Genomic DNA, 14,234 nt, shown 5'->3' on the forward strand with positions numbered 1-14,234 from the left:
CCGCGTTGCCCGAACTCGCCGTCACCGTCGTGATGACGGATCTCGACCATCCGTGGGATGTCGTCGCCGCGCCGGACGGTGCCGTCCTCACCGGTGAGCGTGCCGGCCGCTTCGTCGTGGCCCGGTCCGACGGCAGCGTCGGCGAGGTGGCCGCGGATCTGTCGGATCTGTACGCCGAAGGCGAGACCGGTCTGATGGGAATGGCACTCGACCGGGACTTCACCGATACCCGCACGATCTACACGTGCCAGGGGCATCGCGGCGGTGAGGGCAACGATATCCGCGTCGTGTCGTGGACGGTCGATCCGGAGTGGACCACGATGGTCCGCACCGGGGACGTCGTCACCGGGATGCCGGTGGGAGCGAAGGGGCGCCACGGCGGCTGTCGCATCCTCGCGCACCCCGACGGCACGCTGTACGTCGGGACCGGTGACTCGGCGCAGCCGACGGTGCCGCAGGACCGGAACTCGTTGGGCGGAAAGGTATTGCACGTCAATCGTGACGGATCGCCCGCTGCCGGGAATCCGGATCCGAACAGTCCGGTGTTCACGCTCGGTCACCGCAACGTGCAGGGTCTGGCGCTGGAGCCGACCACCGGACGAATCTACGACATCGAACAGGGCACGAGTCGCGACGACGAGGTGAATCTCCTGGTCGCCGGAAACAACTACGGCTACCGCCCCGATCGGCGACCGGGGGTCTACGACGAGAGTGTGCCGATGACCGATCCCGAGCGCGTGCCGGGGGCGGTGGAGGCCGTGTGGAGTTCGGGTGCTCCGACGATCGCGACACCGGGCGGCGCCTTCGTGTCGGGTGCCCGGTGGCGCGAATGGGACGGGGCTCTGGTCGTCACCAGCCAGCAGGGGGAGGAGTTGGTGGTGCTGAAGATGTCTGACGACGGCACCACCGTCACCGACATGTCCTCGGCGTTGAGCGGTTCGCACGGGCGCCTGCGGACGGCGACGGCGATGCCGGACGGCAGCCTGCTGATCACCACCGACAACGGCTCTCGCGACCAGGTTCTCCGCGTCGCGCCGTCCGCAGACTGACGTCCGAGGGCTCCGCCGCCGTCGCACCGGTGACATTCACTCGGGAGGCGCTCATACTGCTGGAATGGCATACCTGAAACCGCCGCTGCTGGTCCGCGAGGTGTTCAACCGTATCGCCCTCGCGACCGGCGTCAGCGGCACCGAGAAGATCACCGTCACCGGCCGCAGCAGTCACGAACCCCGATCCGTACCGGTCGTCCCCGTCGACGTCGACGGGGTGCGCTACCTCGTCTCCACCCGCGGCGAATCGGAGTGGGTGCGTAACCTGCGCGCCAACCCCGCGGTGGATGTGAGCCGTCGCGGTCACACCGCGCACTACACCGCCGCCGAGGTCCCCGTCGGCGACCGGGCACCCATCATCGCGGCGTACCGGACGAAGGCGGGTAGGACGGTGCAGGGGTACTGGGACAAACTGCCCGAGCCCGTCGATCACCCGGTGTTCGCGCTCAGGTCCGGCGGCTGACCGGAGCGCGCCCGATGTGCTCCGCGGTCTCGTCCACGGTGCGGCGCAGGCCGGCGGTGATCGCCGGCGCACCGAGACGCAGCGGAACTCGCAGCGCGGGGCCCGGTTCGATCGCGAACGTCCAGGTCAACTGCGACCCGGACGAGTTCTGCTCGACGAGGGTGTCCTCCGCGAACCGGCGGAGCCCCGGCGCGGTGAACCCGCTGACGTAGAAGGTGTTCCGATACCGGAGGCCCGGGTCTTCCTCCCAGCGGAAGTACTTCTCGGAGGCCTTCAGTGCGGACGGACGCATCGACAGTTCACGCCGGGTGTCCGCTCCGAACGGGCGTGGTGTGAGGTATCGCGAACCGGCGATGAACGTGCACCAGGAGAGCGTGTCGTCGCGGGTCAGTTCGGCCCACGCCGATTCCGCGGACACCGACAGCGCGACCGAGAACCGCCGCACGAACGGCGCCGTCTCCAGAAAAGTGGGGTCGCACGGGGACAGCTCGAACCACTTCGGCATCGTCCGATCCTAGGGACTGCCGCGCCGATCCGCGGTAGTGTCTCGGTGTTCGTGACCGGATGGGAATGCAGACCGAAGGGGGTGGGACCCATGATCGCTCGTGCAGACAGGGTGCTCCCCACCCGGGGTCGCGCGGACTAGTCCGCCCGGTCGACCGTGAGAGCCCCTCGGCGTCCCGAAAGGCTCTTCGTGCGAACTCCCGACAGTTCCGGCCCGCCCATCGCTCTTCCGACGATCGTCACCGCTCTGCGTGCAGCCGGCTGCGTGTTCGCAGAGGCCGAGGCGCACGTGCTGACGGCCGCCGCGCCCACCCCCGACGCGCTGTCGGCGATGATCGCGCGCCGGGTCGCGGGCCTTCCCCTCGAACATGTCCTCGGCTGGGCCGAGTTCTGCGGTGTGCGAATACAAGTCGGCGCCGGTGTCTTCGTGCCGCGCCGCCGCAGCGAATTGCTCGTCCGGCGGGCGGTCGCCCTCGTGCGGCCGGGTGACGTCGTGGTCGATCTGTGCTGCGGGTCCGGAGCCCTGGGTGTCGGCGTGGCCGGTGAGGTCCCCGGTGTCGAACTCCATGCCGCCGACGTCGATCCCGCCGCGGTGCGGTGCGCGCGGCGCAACGTCGAGCCGATCGGTGGGCACGTGTACGAGGGCGACCTGTTCGAGGCCCTGCCCGGCAGCCTGCGGGGACGCGTCGCCGTCGTCGTCGCGAACGTCCCGTACGTGCCCAGCGATGCCATCGCGCTGATGCCGCCCGAGGCACGCGACCACGAACCTCGTACGGCACTCGACGGCGGACCCGACGGGCTCGACGTCCAGCGGGCGGTCGCCGCCGAGGCCCCGCGATGGCTGCGTCCCGGCGGTCACCTGCTGATCGAGACCAGCGGGCGCCAGGCTTCGATGTCGGCCGACATCCTCACGTGCGCAGGGTTACTCGCGCAGACAGTGCACTCCGGCGATCTCGGCGCGACGGTGGTCGTGGGACGCCGGCCCGCTCACTGCTGACCGTCGAGCATCGCCGCCCCGGCGAGAGCGTCCGGCACGCCCAGCCCGTCGACGAGGGCGGCGACGTGCGGGCGCAGCGTGCGGCAGCGCTCGTTGATGCCACGCCGCACGGCCTTGGCCCGTTCGACGGACAGGTGGCGGTGCTCCATGAACCAGGCCTTGTCCTCGTCGATCACGGTGAGTGCGTACAGGTCGCAGAGATCGCCCAGCAGATCCCGGGCGGTCTCGTCCTCGCACGCGTCGATGCCCGCGATGAACGCCTCGAGCACCACCCGATCGATGTGGGCGCGGGCGGCGTGCAGGACGTGGTCCTGCACGAAATTGAAGGCGTCGAACGGGTCGTCCTCGCGCTTGCGGGCGCCCTGCAGGCGGCGGGCGGCGGTGGACAGGAGGTACTCCTCGCGGTCCTCGAACATCGTTAGCTGGGTGCCGCGGTTGAAGAGGCTGCCGTCCTCCTCGTTGTCCTGCCGGGTGTCGAGGATGGTCTGGATGATCTGCTGCGCCGCGGTGCGGGTCCGGACGGCGTCGCCGAACGCGTTGGCGGCGAACGCCATCCACTCGACAGGGCTCATCCCGCGGACCTCGTCGGCGTACTTGGTGAGCAGTTCCTTCGCGACCAGCTGGGTCAGCACGGTGTTGTCGCCCTCGAACGTGGTGAACACGTCGGTGTCGGCCTTCAGGACCGTGAGCCGGTTCTCGGCGAGATAACCGGCGCCGCCGCACGCCTCCCGGCACTCCTGGATCGCGCGGGTCGCGTGCCAGGTGTTGGCGGCCTTCAAACCCGCTGCGCGGGACTCGAGTTCGCGCTGACCCTCGGGATCGACGTCGTCGGAGGTCTGGATGTCGTGCATCGCGGTGACGAGCTCGTTCTGTGCGAAGCCGAGCGCGTACGCGCGGGCGATGTGCGGCAGCAGGCGCTGCTGGTGCGCCAGGTAGTCCATGATCAGCACCTCCGGATCCGGGGTGCTGCCGTCCCCGCTGGGTGCGCTGAACTGCTTGCGCTGCAGTGCGTATCGGGTCGCGATCGTCAGCGCGACGCGGGCGGCCGCGGCTGCGGACCCGCCGACCGTGACGCGTCCGCGCACCAGGGTGCCGAGCATCGTGAAGAAGCGGCGGTTCTTGTTCTCGATCGGCGACGAGTACACGCCGTCGGCATCCACCGATCCGTACCGGTTCAACAGGTTCGTTCGTGGCACCCGCACGTGGTCGAACACGATGCGTCCGTTGTCGACTCCGGGCAGACCGCCCTTGTGGCCGCAATCCGAGGTGGTCACTCCGGGCAGGTCGCTGCCGTCGGCGTCGCGGATCGGCACCAGCAGGCAGTGCACGCCGTGCGAGGTGTCATCGACGATCAGCTGCGCGAACACCGCGGCCGTCCGGGCATGCTCCGCGGCACCGCCGATGTAGTCCTTGCGCGCCGACGGGGTGGGGGAGTGGACGACGAATTCGTCGGTCACCGGGTCGTACGTCGCGGTGGTCTCGAGTTCCTGGACGTCGCTGCCGTGGCCGGTCTCGGTCATCGCGAAGCAGCCGAGGAGGTCGAGGTCGATCATCGGCCGCAGGTACTCCGCGTGATGATGCTCGGTGCCGAGGTTCTCGATCGCGCCGCCGAACAGTCCCCACTGCACGCCCGCCTTCACCATCAGCGACAGATCCGACATCGCGAGCATCTCGATCGCCGTCACCGCCGCGCCGGGATCGGAGCCGGCACCGACCTCGACGCCGAACCCGCGGTCGACGAAGCCGCCCGACGCCAGCACCCGCAACTGCTCGAGCGTCTTCGCGCGGGCACGGTCCAGGTCGGGGGTGTAGTGCGGCCGGAACTCGTCGGAGGAGAGGTCGACGCGGGCCTTCTCGCGCACCTCCGCCCACCGGCCGTCGAGGGTCGTCCGTAGAAACTCCGCCGTGGTCGCCATGACCCGACGGTAGTGCGGTCCGCGGAGTCCTGCCGGGGAACTCGGACGCGCCGGACCTGCGCGAACCGACACGCCGAAGGGGTGTGATTCCGGCCACCTCCTACACCCTGTCGTTGGCAAATTCGCCAGAACTGGGACACTGGAATCCGTGACTGCTGCCTCCACCGGACCCGACCTTCGCGATACCCGTTCCGCTCAGCTCTTCGAGCGGGCGAGCCAGGTCATCCCAGGCGGGGTCAACTCCCCGGTCCGCGCCTTCGGTTCCGTGGGCGGCGCGCCCCGCTTCATCGCCGAGGCGAAGGGCTGCACCCTCACCGACGTCGACGGCAACGACTACGTCGACCTGGTGTGCTCGTGGGGCCCGATGATCCTGGGGCACGCGCACCCCGCGGTCGTCGAGGCCGTGCAGAAGGCCGCCACCACCGGGCTGTCGTTCGGTGCGCCCACCGAGGGCGAGATCGCCCTGGCCGAGGAGATCGTCTCCCGGGTGGCGCCCGTCGAGCAGGTGCGCCTGGTCAACTCCGGCACCGAGGCCACGATGAGCGCGGTCCGCCTGGCCCGCGGCTTCACCGGCCGCTCCAAGATCGTCAAGTTCTCCGGCTGCTACCACGGCCACGTCGACGCGCTCCTCGCCGACGCCGGATCCGGCCTGGCCACGTTCGGCCTGCCGACCTCGCCCGGTGTAACCGGCGCCCAGGCCGAGGACACCATCGTCGTGCCCTACAACGACCTCGAGGCCGTCCGCGCCGCGTTCGCCGCGAACCCCGGCGAGATCGCGTGCGTCATCACCGAGGCCGCCGCCGGCAACATGGGTGCCGTCGCGCCGCTGCCCGGCTTCAACGAGGGCCTGCGCGCCCTCACCACCGAGCACGGCGCACTGCTGATCATGGACGAGGTCATGACCGGGTTCCGCGTCAGCAGCTCCGGCTGGTTCGGCCGCGACGGCGTCGCCGGCGACCTCTACACCTTCGGCAAGGTCATGAGCGGCGGCCTGCCCGCCGCCGCGTTTGGCGGCCGCGCCGACGTCATGGCGAAGCTGGCCCCCGCCGGTCCGGTCTACCAGGCGGGCACGCTGTCCGGTAACCCCGTCGCGGTCGCGGCGGGCCTGGCGAATCTGCGCGCCGCCGACGCCGCCGTGTACGCGGCGCTCGAGCGCAACGCGCAGACCCTCGGCACGCTGCTCGGTGACGCGCTCACCGCCGAGGGCGTCACGCACCGCGTCCAGTACGCGGGCACGCTCGTCAGCGTCTTCTTCACCGAGAACCAGGTCACCAACTACGCCGAGGCCAAGGCGGCCGACACGTGGCGGTTCCCGGACTTCTTCCACGCCCTGCTCTCCCGCGGCATCTACGCGCCGCCGAGCGCGTTCGAGGCGTGGTTCGTGTCGTCCGCGCTCGACGACGACGCCTTCTCGAAGATCGCCGACGCCGCACCGCACGCGGCGAGGGCCGCTGCCGCTGCTCGGCACTGACCCTCTCGAGCTCGAAGCCCCAGACCCACCGCCTCACCAACGAACGCAGGGACCATCACCGTGACCGACGCCCCGACCGGCGCTGACAACTCCACCGCCGCCGACCACTCCGAGACCCGGACCATCGTCCACGTGCTGCGCCACGGTGAGGTGCACAACCCCAGCGGCATCCTCTACGGACGCCTCCCCAACTTCCGGCTGTCGGAGAACGGTGAGTCCCAGGCCCGTGCCGTCGCGTCGGCGCTCGCCGATCACGACATCACGCACGTCGTCGCGTCGCCGCTGCAGCGCGCGCAGGAGACGGCCGGTCCGATCGCGGAGAAGCACGGCCTGCAGATCGCGACCGACGCCAACCTCATCGAGGCGGCCAACGACTTCGAGGGACTGAAGGTGGCCGTCGGTGACGGCGCGCTGCGTCGCCCCCGGCACTGGTGGAAGCTGCGCGACCCGTTCACGCCGTCGTGGGGTGAGCCGTACCTGCAGATCGCGCACCGCATGCTCGCCGCCGTCAACACCGCCCGGGTCGCTGCGGTCGGGCACGAGGCCGTGTGCGTCAGCCACCAGCTGCCGGTGTGGACGCTGCGCCGCTTCCTGCAGGGCGAGCGGCTGTGGCACGACCCGCGCCACCGGCAGTGCGGTCTGGCGTCGCTGACCTCGCTGGTCTACGAGGGCGACACCCTCGTCGACATCGTGTACTCCGAGCCGGCCGGTGCGTCGGACCCGAGGGTGACCGGCGCATGAGGTTCCCGTCCCTGCGGTTGGCGGCCGCGGCATGTTCGCTGGTCGTCGCCGCCGCACTGTCCGGCTGCGCGACCGGTGACGACGCCGTCGCACAGGGCGGCACATTCGTGTTCGTCTCGCCCGGCGGCAAGACCGAGCTGTTCTACGACGTCCCGTCCGAACGCGGCAAGGCCGGCAACGTCTCCGGTCCGGACCTCATGGTCGACGGCAAGACCACCTCGCTGTCCGACTTCGAGGGGCAGGTCGTGGTTCTCAACGTGTGGGGCCAGTGGTGCGGTCCGTGCCGTGGTGAGGCCGACGACCTCGAGAAGGTCTACGAGAACACCAAGGACCAGGGCGTCCAGTTCCTCGGCATCAACGTGCGCGACTACACCAAGAACAAGGCGCAGGACTTCGTCGTCAACAACAACGTGGGCTACCCGTCCATCTACGACCCCGAGATGCGCACGCTGCTGACCCTGGGGAAGAACTACCCGACCAGTGTCGTGCCGACGACCATCGTGCTGGACCGTCAGCACCGGGTCGCCGCTGTCTTCCTGAAGGAACTGCTGGTCGAGGATCTGCAGCCGGTGGTCGAACGGGTTGCGCAGGAACCACAGGACCAGGGATGACGGCCGACGCAGTCCTCCTCGCGAACGTCGGCGAAAGCTTCCAGGCGGCGACCACGTCCGGTCCGCTGCTCCTCGCGCTCGGTGCCTGTCTGCTCGCAGGTCTCGTGTCCTTCGCGTCACCGTGCGTCATCCCGCTCGTCCCCGGCTACCTGTCGTACCTGGCCGGTGTCGTCGGCGCCGACGCCCCCGCGGTATCGGCCGCCGAGGCGAGCGCCCGGACGACGACGCTGCGGGACGGGCGACTACGCGTCGCCGGTGCCGCCGGACTGTTCGTCGCCGGGTTCACGGTGGTGTTCGTGCTGGCCACGGTGTCGGTGTTCGGTGCGATCGAGGCGCTCGCCCTCAACCGTCAGGTGCTCCAGCGGGTCGGCGGTGTCGTCACCATCGCGATGGGCCTGGTGTTCATCGGCCTGGTCCCGGCGCTGCAGAAGGACACCCGGATGGCTCCGCGCCGCATCACGGGACTGTGGGGGGCGCCGCTGCTCGGCGGCGTCTTCGCGCTCGGGTGGACGCCGTGCCTGGGGCCGACGCTCGCCGGAGTCATCTCGGTGGCCTCGGGCACCGAGGGTGCGACCGCGGCCCGTGGTGTCGCGCTGATCGTCGCGTACTGCCTGGGTCTGGGGCTTCCGTTCGTGCTCGTGGCACTCGGCTCGGCCCGAGCGTTGCGTGGTGTGGGCTGGCTGCGCCGGCACACCCGCACTATTCAGGTCATCGGCGGCATCATGTTGGTGGCCGTCGGCATCGCGCTGGTAACCGGCGCGTGGGACGTGTTCGTCGGCTGGGTCCGCGACGCATTTATCTCGGAGGTGATCCTGCCGATATGACGGTTCGAGACGCAGTGAACGGCGGCGATTCGCCGGCCGACGCTCCTGCTCCCCGCCCGCCGCGGCAATCCCTGCCCGGCCGCATCGCCGCAGTGGGCCGCAACGCGTGGCGCGCACTGACGTCGATGCGGACCGCGCTGGTCCTGCTGTTCCTGCTCGCGTTGGCCGCGATCCCGGGCGCCCTGTTGCCGCAGCGCAGCCTCAACGAGGGCAAGGTCAACGAGTACATCGCGTCCCGTTCCACTCTGGGTCCGATCATGGACAAGCTCGAACTGTTCGACGTGTTCGGCAGCTTCTGGTTCACCGCGATCTACGTTCTGCTGTTCGTCTCGCTGGTCGGTTGCATCCTGCCGAGATGCGTCGAGTACGCGAAGGCGCTGCGTTCGCAGCCCGTCGCGGCGCCGCGCAACCTGGCGCGACTGCCGCACCACCACATCGAGACCGTCGACGAGGATCCCGAGGCCGTCGCCGAGCGGGTGCGCAAGCAGCTGCGCGGCTGGCGTGTGGCGAAGCGGGTCGGTGGCCCGCGCGCCAAGCATCCCGACGAGATCACCTTGTCCGCCGAGAAGGGCTTCCTCCGCGAGGCCGGCAACCTGGTGTTCCATCTGGCACTCGTGGCGCTCCTGGTCTCGATCGCGGTCGGCAAGCTGTTCTACTACGAGGGGAACCGGATCGTCATCGCCAGCGGCGAGGAGAGCTTCTGCAGTACCTCTCCGGCCGCGTTCGACTCGTTCCGCTGGGGCCTCGACGGCGACGGCACCGGTATCACGCCGCTGTGCGTGAAGGTCAACGACTTCACCGCCGACTATCTCGAGAACGGTCAGGCCGAGATGTTCACGTCGAACATCTCGTACCAGGCGGGCGACGACCTGACGAACAACGTCTGGCGCGACACCCAGATCAAGGTCAACCACCCGTTGCGAGTCGCCGGTGACCGCGTCTACCTGCAGGGCCACGGCTACGCGCCGACGTTCACCGTCACGTTCCCGAACGGCGAGTCCCGCACCGAGACTCTGCAGTGGCAGCCCGACGACGCGACGACGTTCCTGTCCAGCGGTGCAATGCGATTCGACCCGCCGGGCGGCCTGTACCCGGACTACGAGGAACGCCGGAAGAACCAGATCGCGATCGAGGGCCTGTTCGCGCCGACCGCGGCGTTCCACGGAAACCTGCTCTCGTCGAGCTACCCGGCGATGAACGACCCGGCCGTCGCGATCGACATCTACAAGGGCGACACCGGCCTCGACACCGGTCTCCCGCAGAGCCTGTTCTCGCTGAACAAGGAACTGATCAATCAGGGCCGGCTCGTCAAGCAGGAGCGCGTCAACCTGTTCCCCGGCGAGAGCGTGACCCTGGCCGACGGCACGCAGGTGCGCTTCGACGGTGCCGTCGATTTCGTGAACCTGCAGGTCTCGCACGATCCGGCGCAGCAGTGGGTGCTGGTGTCGTCGATCGTGATGATGGCGGGTCTTCTGGTCTCGCTGGTGATCAAGCGACGGCGTGTCTGGGTCCGGATCTACCCCGCGACCGGCCCGGGAGCGGTCCCCGGCAAGGATGCCGACACCATGTCGGTTACATTGGCTGACGGTGAACGACGTACCGTAGTAGAGCTCGGCGGACTCGCCCGGACAGATCAGGCCGGATGGGGCGACGAGTTCGATCGGCTCACCACCCGGCTACTGGGTGACGACACGTCATCGCGGACAACACGAGCGCACGACGCGCAGGAGATGAATTCATGACGATCAACGAGACACTGGCTCGCTACAGCGACTGGTCGTTCGAGTCGGCGTTTGCGGTCTACGTCCTCGCCACCGTGCTGCTGATTGCGCGGTACGCCTCGATGCGGGCCCGCGTGGTCCAGGAACGCGAGCTCGTGGCGTCCGGCAGTGGCCCCGTCGCGACGGACGAACAGGTGCCCGGACGCGTCGTCGAACAGGCGGGCAAGACCTGGTCGGAGAAGCTCGGCGGCATGGGCTACGCCCTGCTCGTCGTCGGCGTCGTGCTGCACGTCGCATCGATCGTGATCCGCGGCTTCGCCACCGAGCGGTTCCCGCTCGGCAACATGTACGAGTTCGTCTCGATGGCGTGTGCCGCCGCGGTCGTCGCCGGCATCGTGGCGCTGCGCAAGACCGCGGACCTGTGGGTGTTCCTGCTGGTGCCGGTCCTGGTCCTGATGTTCCTCGCGGCGACGGTGCTGTACGCCGACGCGGCGCCGGTCGTGCCCGCCCTGCGGTCGTTCTGGCTGCCGATCCACGTGACGATCATCAGCGTCGGCAGCGGCATCTTCATGGTTTCCGGCATCGCCAGCATCCTGTTCCTGTTCCGGATGAAGTTCCCGCGCGACGAGGAGGGAACCGGCTTCTTCGGCAAGGTCGCCCAGCGCCTCCCCGACGCCGAGACCCTCGACCGTCTCGCGTACAAGACGACGATCGTCGCGTTCCCGCTGTTCGGTGCGGGCATCATCCTCGGAGCGATCTGGGCCGAGGCGGCCTGGGGCCGGTTCTGGGGCTGGGATCCGAAGGAGACGGTCTCGTTCATCGCGTGGGTGATCTACGCGGCCTACCTGCACGCGCGTGCGACTTCGGGCTGGCGGGACACCAAGGCGGCGTGGATCAACATCGTCGGCTTCGTGGCCATGCTGTTCAATCTCTTCATCATCAACATGGTGGTCTCCGGCCTGCACTCGTACGCCGGCCTGAACTGACCCACCGACAACGCGAAACGGTCGCCGTGCAGTGTGCACGGCGACCGTTTTCGGTTCTGCGCTACCGACGCGAACCGGGGACCGGGTGTTCCGGTCAGTTGTCCGGGTCGGTGGGCGAGTCGGTTCCTGGACGATGATCCGACTGCCGACGGTGGTTCTCACGATCCACCCGCCACAGGAACTCGGGATCGTCGTCAGGTCCCACGGCTCTGCCCGTCCTGCCAGCCGGCCGGCCACCGCCTCGGTCGGCGGTGGTGGCGGTCGGACCGAACGCCTTCCAGAACAGGACTGCGAGCGTTATCAGGCCGATGAACGCCAATAGGTAGATCACGGTGCACCTCCTGCTACGAGGGTAACCGTGCCCGGGACGTCCGGGTATCCACCTGTCGGACGACGCGTCTACGGGTGATGGGCCTCGGTCGTCAGCGACGTCAGGAGCGCCAGCACCTCGGCCTCTCGGAACCTCCGGTGTCCGCCGGGGGTGCGCAGAGATCCGAGTCGGCCGGCGTGCGCCCAACGCGTGACGGTCTTGGGGTCGACATGGAACAGTGCGGCGACCTGGCCCGGGGTCAGCAGGGCTTCCTTGGCGCCGTTGTAGGTGGGTGCGCTCATCGATCCTCCAACTGTCGGGGCCTACCCGTCGGGGGTCGGCCGGGGGATTCGGGACCGGTTCGTTTGTCGACCGGCCTCGACATCGTGGCACTAGACCCCCCAGGTACTCGAACGATCTAAAGTTGGTAAAGGGGAGGTAATGGACAAATCGGGCGACTCGGGCCGGGACATTGTGGAGTGGTCACAGGAATCGGCAATCCCGGTACGAAGTGGGCGGACGACCCCTAGGGTGGCCCTGTCTGCCCAGCGCACCGACGCCGACAGAAGCCGAATGCGGGGGCGGAAGGTCGAAGTGCCGGGCGGGTGACCGTCGAACCAGTCCAACGCCCGTGAGTCGTGAACGGGTGTCGGGCGTACGGGTCAGGAGGGGAGTGCATGCTCGCCGAGGCCATCGGTCCCAACATCGGCACGAACATCATCGACAGCGTCTATTGGGCGTTCCAGCAGGGTGCAACCTTCGGCAACGCGCTCATGACGGGTCTGACCAGTGGATTGATCAACATCGTCACCACGATCGGAACGGTCGATCTCGGGTCGACCTTCAGCAACACCGTGCCCGTGGCGCCGCCGCCGCCGTGATGCGTCGGGCCCGTGTGACCAGCGCTCGTCCAGGAGAACTCATCTGGAGCAGAGGAGGAACCCATGATCACCGGATTCATCGGACCCAACGCCGGCGCGACCGTGATCCAGGCCATCTACACGGCGTTCCAGCAGGGCGCGACCATCGGCAATGCGGTGGTGACGGGCAACTGGGGCAACCTGATGGCCACGTTCGGTGTCTGGGAGTGGGGGTCGACCTTCAACAACCTCGGTCCCGGTGTATTGCCCCTGGTCTTCTGAGGGTGTTCCCGAGCGAGGGCGCCGCCCGATGATAGGTAGGCTGGCACCGTGAGTGATGCAGCGCAGAACCGTCCCGAAAAGGCCAGTGAACAGGGCGCAGGCACCGGCCCCGCCGTCACGACGGGTCACCTCGTCCGCGACGTCGCCCTCTACTCGGTGGCGCGCCTGGGCCTGGTCGTGGTCCTCGCGGCGGTCATCCTCCTCGGCGGCAACCTGATCGGTGTCGAGGTCCCGTTCATCGTGGCCGCGCTGTTCGCCGTGCTGATCGCGCTGCCGCTGTCGCTGGTGCTGTTCTCGAAGATGCGCAAGCGGGTCAACGAGGACATCGCGTCGGTCGACGCCCGGCGCCGGGCCGACAAGGCCGACCTGCACGCGAAGCTGCGGGGCGAGGACCGCAACCGGTGACGACCGTCCTCGACCGGCGAGGCTCCCGGGCCTGGGTCGACAACGCCGTCCGCCTCATCGAGGCCGATGCGCAGCGCAGCGCCGACACGCACCTGCTGCGCTACCCGCTGCCGCCGTCGTGGAACGTGCAGTTGTATCTGAAGGACGAGTCCACCCACATCACCGGCAGTCTCAAGCACCGGTTGGCGCGCTCGCTGTTCCTGTACTCGATCTGCAACGGCTGGGTCACCGAGAACACCACGGTGATCGAGGCGTCGTCCGGATCGACCGCGGTCAGCGAGGCGTACTTCGCGAAGCTGCTGGGCCTGGACTTCGTCGCGGTGATGCCCGCGACCACCAGTCCCGCCAAGATCGCCCTGATCGAGGCGCAGGGCGGCCGCTGCCACTTTGTCAGCGACCCGTCGCGCATCTACGACGAGTCGGCCCGCCTGGCCGCCGAGACCGGCGGCCACTACATGGACCAGTTCACGCACGCCGAGCGTGCCACCGACTGGCGCGGCAACAACAACATCGCCGAGTCGATCTTCACGCAGTTGCAGCAGGAGGATCATCCGATCCCCGAATGGATCGTGGTGGGCGCCGGCACCGGTGGCACCGGCGCGACCATCGGCCGGTTCCTGCGATACCGCAAGCTCGATACCGGACTGTGCGTCGTCGACCCGGAACACTCGGTGTTCTTCGACGCGTGGCGCAGCGGGAACTGCGCGCCCGCCCCGACGTCCGAGCGGGGTTCCCGGATCGAGGGCATCGGCCGTCCCCGCGTCGAACCGTCGTTCATCGGTCAGGTCGTCGACCGCATGGTCAAGGTGCCGGACGCGGGTTCGATCGCCGCGATGCGGCACGCGAGCACGGTCCTCGGCCGCAAGGTCGGCGGCTCGACCGGCACCAACCTGTGGGGGGCGTTCGGCCTGGTCGCCGAGATGCTCGCGCAGGGGCGTAGCGGCAGCGTGGTCACGCTGCTGTGCGACGGCGGCGAACGCTACACCGGCACGTACTTCGACGACGCCTGGGTGGCGTCCGAGGGCATCGACCTGTCCGGCCCGACGGCGGTGCTCGACGAGTTCGCGCGCACCGGACGCTGGACCGGCTAGCGC

At 69.0% G+C, this 14,234-nt stretch carries 17 protein-coding genes; 13 read left to right on the plus strand and 4 right to left on the minus strand.

The features are described 5' to 3' along the window. Both IJ15_RS0106875 and IJ15_RS0106880 read left to right on the plus strand, forming a co-directional pair. Positions 1 to 1,049, plus strand: a 1,049-nt coding sequence (locus IJ15_RS0106875) for a PQQ-dependent sugar dehydrogenase (protein ID WP_031937604.1), incomplete at its 5' end; no start/stop codon positions are given. Positions 1,050 to 1,113: 64 nt separating this feature from the next. Continuing rightward, positions 1,114 to 1,512, plus strand: a complete 399-nt coding sequence (locus IJ15_RS0106880; protein WP_031937605.1) for a nitroreductase family deazaflavin-dependent oxidoreductase — start codon at positions 1,114 to 1,116, stop codon at positions 1,510 to 1,512. On the opposite strand, the gene IJ15_RS0106885 is transcribed toward IJ15_RS0106880, so the two are convergent. Beyond that, entirely contained in the window at positions 1,496 to 2,017 is a 522-nt protein-coding gene (locus IJ15_RS0106885) for an SRPBCC family protein (protein WP_051918594.1), read from the minus strand. The genes IJ15_RS0106880 and IJ15_RS0106885 overlap by 17 nt on opposite strands. A 189-nt stretch (positions 2,018 to 2,206) precedes the next feature. On the opposite strand from IJ15_RS0106885, the gene IJ15_RS0106890 reads away from it, so the two are divergent. After that, the gene (locus IJ15_RS0106890; protein ID WP_031937607.1) at positions 2,207 to 3,013 is read left to right on the plus strand and encodes a putative protein N(5)-glutamine methyltransferase; all 807 of its coding nucleotides are present in this window, start codon (positions 2,207 to 2,209) and stop codon (positions 3,011 to 3,013) included. Here IJ15_RS0106890 and IJ15_RS0106895 read toward each other — a convergent pair. Beyond that, a complete protein-coding gene (locus tag IJ15_RS0106895) occupies positions 3,004 to 4,929 on the minus strand; it encodes an acyl-CoA dehydrogenase family protein (RefSeq protein WP_031937608.1) in 1,926 nt (641 codons plus the stop codon). The two genes, IJ15_RS0106890 and IJ15_RS0106895, sit on opposite strands and share 10 nt — an antisense overlap. Before the next feature lie 148 nt (positions 4,930 to 5,077). Between IJ15_RS0106895 and hemL the strand changes: the two genes are divergently transcribed. From hemL to ccsB, 6 genes are read left to right on the plus strand one after another with little or no spacing between them, the layout of a single operon-like run. Next, positions 5,078 to 6,400, plus strand: coding sequence for a glutamate-1-semialdehyde 2,1-aminomutase (gene hemL, locus IJ15_RS0106900; protein WP_031937609.1), 1,323 nt, complete (start codon positions 5,078 to 5,080; stop codon positions 6,398 to 6,400). Positions 6,401 to 6,460: 60 nt separating this feature from the next. Continuing rightward, the gene (locus tag IJ15_RS0106905; RefSeq protein ID WP_031937610.1) at positions 6,461 to 7,141 is read left to right on the plus strand and encodes a histidine phosphatase family protein; all 681 of its coding nucleotides are present in this window, start codon (positions 6,461 to 6,463) and stop codon (positions 7,139 to 7,141) included. Continuing rightward, on the plus strand, positions 7,138 to 7,752 hold the full coding sequence (locus IJ15_RS0106910; RefSeq protein WP_031937611.1) for a TlpA disulfide reductase family protein: 615 nt from the start codon (positions 7,138 to 7,140) through the stop codon (positions 7,750 to 7,752). Before IJ15_RS0106905 ends, IJ15_RS0106910 begins: the two co-directional genes overlap by 4 nt. Beyond that, complete coding sequence (locus IJ15_RS0106915; RefSeq protein ID WP_031937612.1) at positions 7,749 to 8,576, plus strand: cytochrome c biogenesis CcdA family protein; 828 nt, start codon at positions 7,749 to 7,751, stop codon at positions 8,574 to 8,576. Before IJ15_RS0106910 ends, IJ15_RS0106915 begins: the two co-directional genes overlap by 4 nt. Then, positions 8,573 to 10,318 (plus strand): cytochrome c biogenesis protein ResB, encoded by a 1,746-nt coding sequence (gene resB / locus IJ15_RS0106920; RefSeq protein ID WP_051918597.1) that lies wholly within the window; start codon positions 8,573 to 8,575, stop codon positions 10,316 to 10,318. Before IJ15_RS0106915 ends, resB begins: the two co-directional genes overlap by 4 nt. Beyond that, positions 10,315 to 11,283: a c-type cytochrome biogenesis protein CcsB gene (ccsB, locus tag IJ15_RS0106925; RefSeq protein WP_031937614.1), complete on the plus strand. Its 969-nt coding sequence runs from the start codon at positions 10,315 to 10,317 to the stop codon at positions 11,281 to 11,283. The genes resB and ccsB overlap by 4 nt, the downstream gene beginning before the upstream one ends. 94 nt (positions 11,284 to 11,377) lie before the next feature. On the opposite strand, the gene IJ15_RS0106930 is transcribed toward ccsB, so the two are convergent. Together IJ15_RS0106930 and IJ15_RS0106935 are read right to left on the minus strand one after the other, a co-directional pair. After that, the gene (locus IJ15_RS0106930; protein ID WP_031937615.1) at positions 11,378 to 11,614 is read right to left on the minus strand and encodes a hypothetical protein; all 237 of its coding nucleotides are present in this window, start codon (positions 11,612 to 11,614) and stop codon (positions 11,378 to 11,380) included. Between the two features lie 68 nt (positions 11,615 to 11,682). Further along, the gene (locus IJ15_RS0106935) at positions 11,683 to 11,895 is read right to left on the minus strand and encodes a BldC family transcriptional regulator (protein ID WP_031937616.1); all 213 of its coding nucleotides are present in this window, start codon (positions 11,893 to 11,895) and stop codon (positions 11,683 to 11,685) included. A gap of 375 nt (positions 11,896 to 12,270) precedes the next feature. On the opposite strand from IJ15_RS0106935, the gene IJ15_RS0106940 reads away from it, so the two are divergent. From IJ15_RS0106940 to cds1, 4 genes are all read left to right on the plus strand, one after another. Beyond that, positions 12,271 to 12,474, plus strand: coding sequence for a PTS sucrose transporter subunit IIBC (locus tag IJ15_RS0106940; protein ID WP_031937617.1), 204 nt, complete (start codon positions 12,271 to 12,273; stop codon positions 12,472 to 12,474). 63 nt (positions 12,475 to 12,537) lie between these two features. Next, positions 12,538 to 12,735 carry a hypothetical protein gene (locus tag IJ15_RS0106945; RefSeq protein ID WP_031937618.1) on the plus strand — a complete coding sequence of 66 codons (198 nt, stop codon included), beginning with the start codon at positions 12,538 to 12,540 and terminating at the stop codon, positions 12,733 to 12,735. A gap of 48 nt (positions 12,736 to 12,783) precedes the next feature. Beyond that, positions 12,784 to 13,140 (plus strand): DUF4229 domain-containing protein, encoded by a 357-nt coding sequence (locus IJ15_RS0106950; protein ID WP_031937619.1) that lies wholly within the window; start codon positions 12,784 to 12,786, stop codon positions 13,138 to 13,140. Next, positions 13,137 to 14,231 (plus strand): L-cysteine desulfhydrase Cds1, encoded by a 1,095-nt coding sequence (gene cds1 / locus IJ15_RS0106955; RefSeq protein WP_031937620.1) that lies wholly within the window; start codon positions 13,137 to 13,139, stop codon positions 14,229 to 14,231. The genes IJ15_RS0106950 and cds1 overlap by 4 nt, the downstream gene beginning before the upstream one ends. Positions 14,232 to 14,234 lie beyond the last annotated feature (3 nt).

Origin of the sequence: Prescottella defluvii (assembly GCF_000738775.1) — a bacterium.
Classification (GTDB): Bacteria; Actinomycetota; Actinomycetes; order Mycobacteriales; family Mycobacteriaceae; genus Prescottella; species Prescottella defluvii.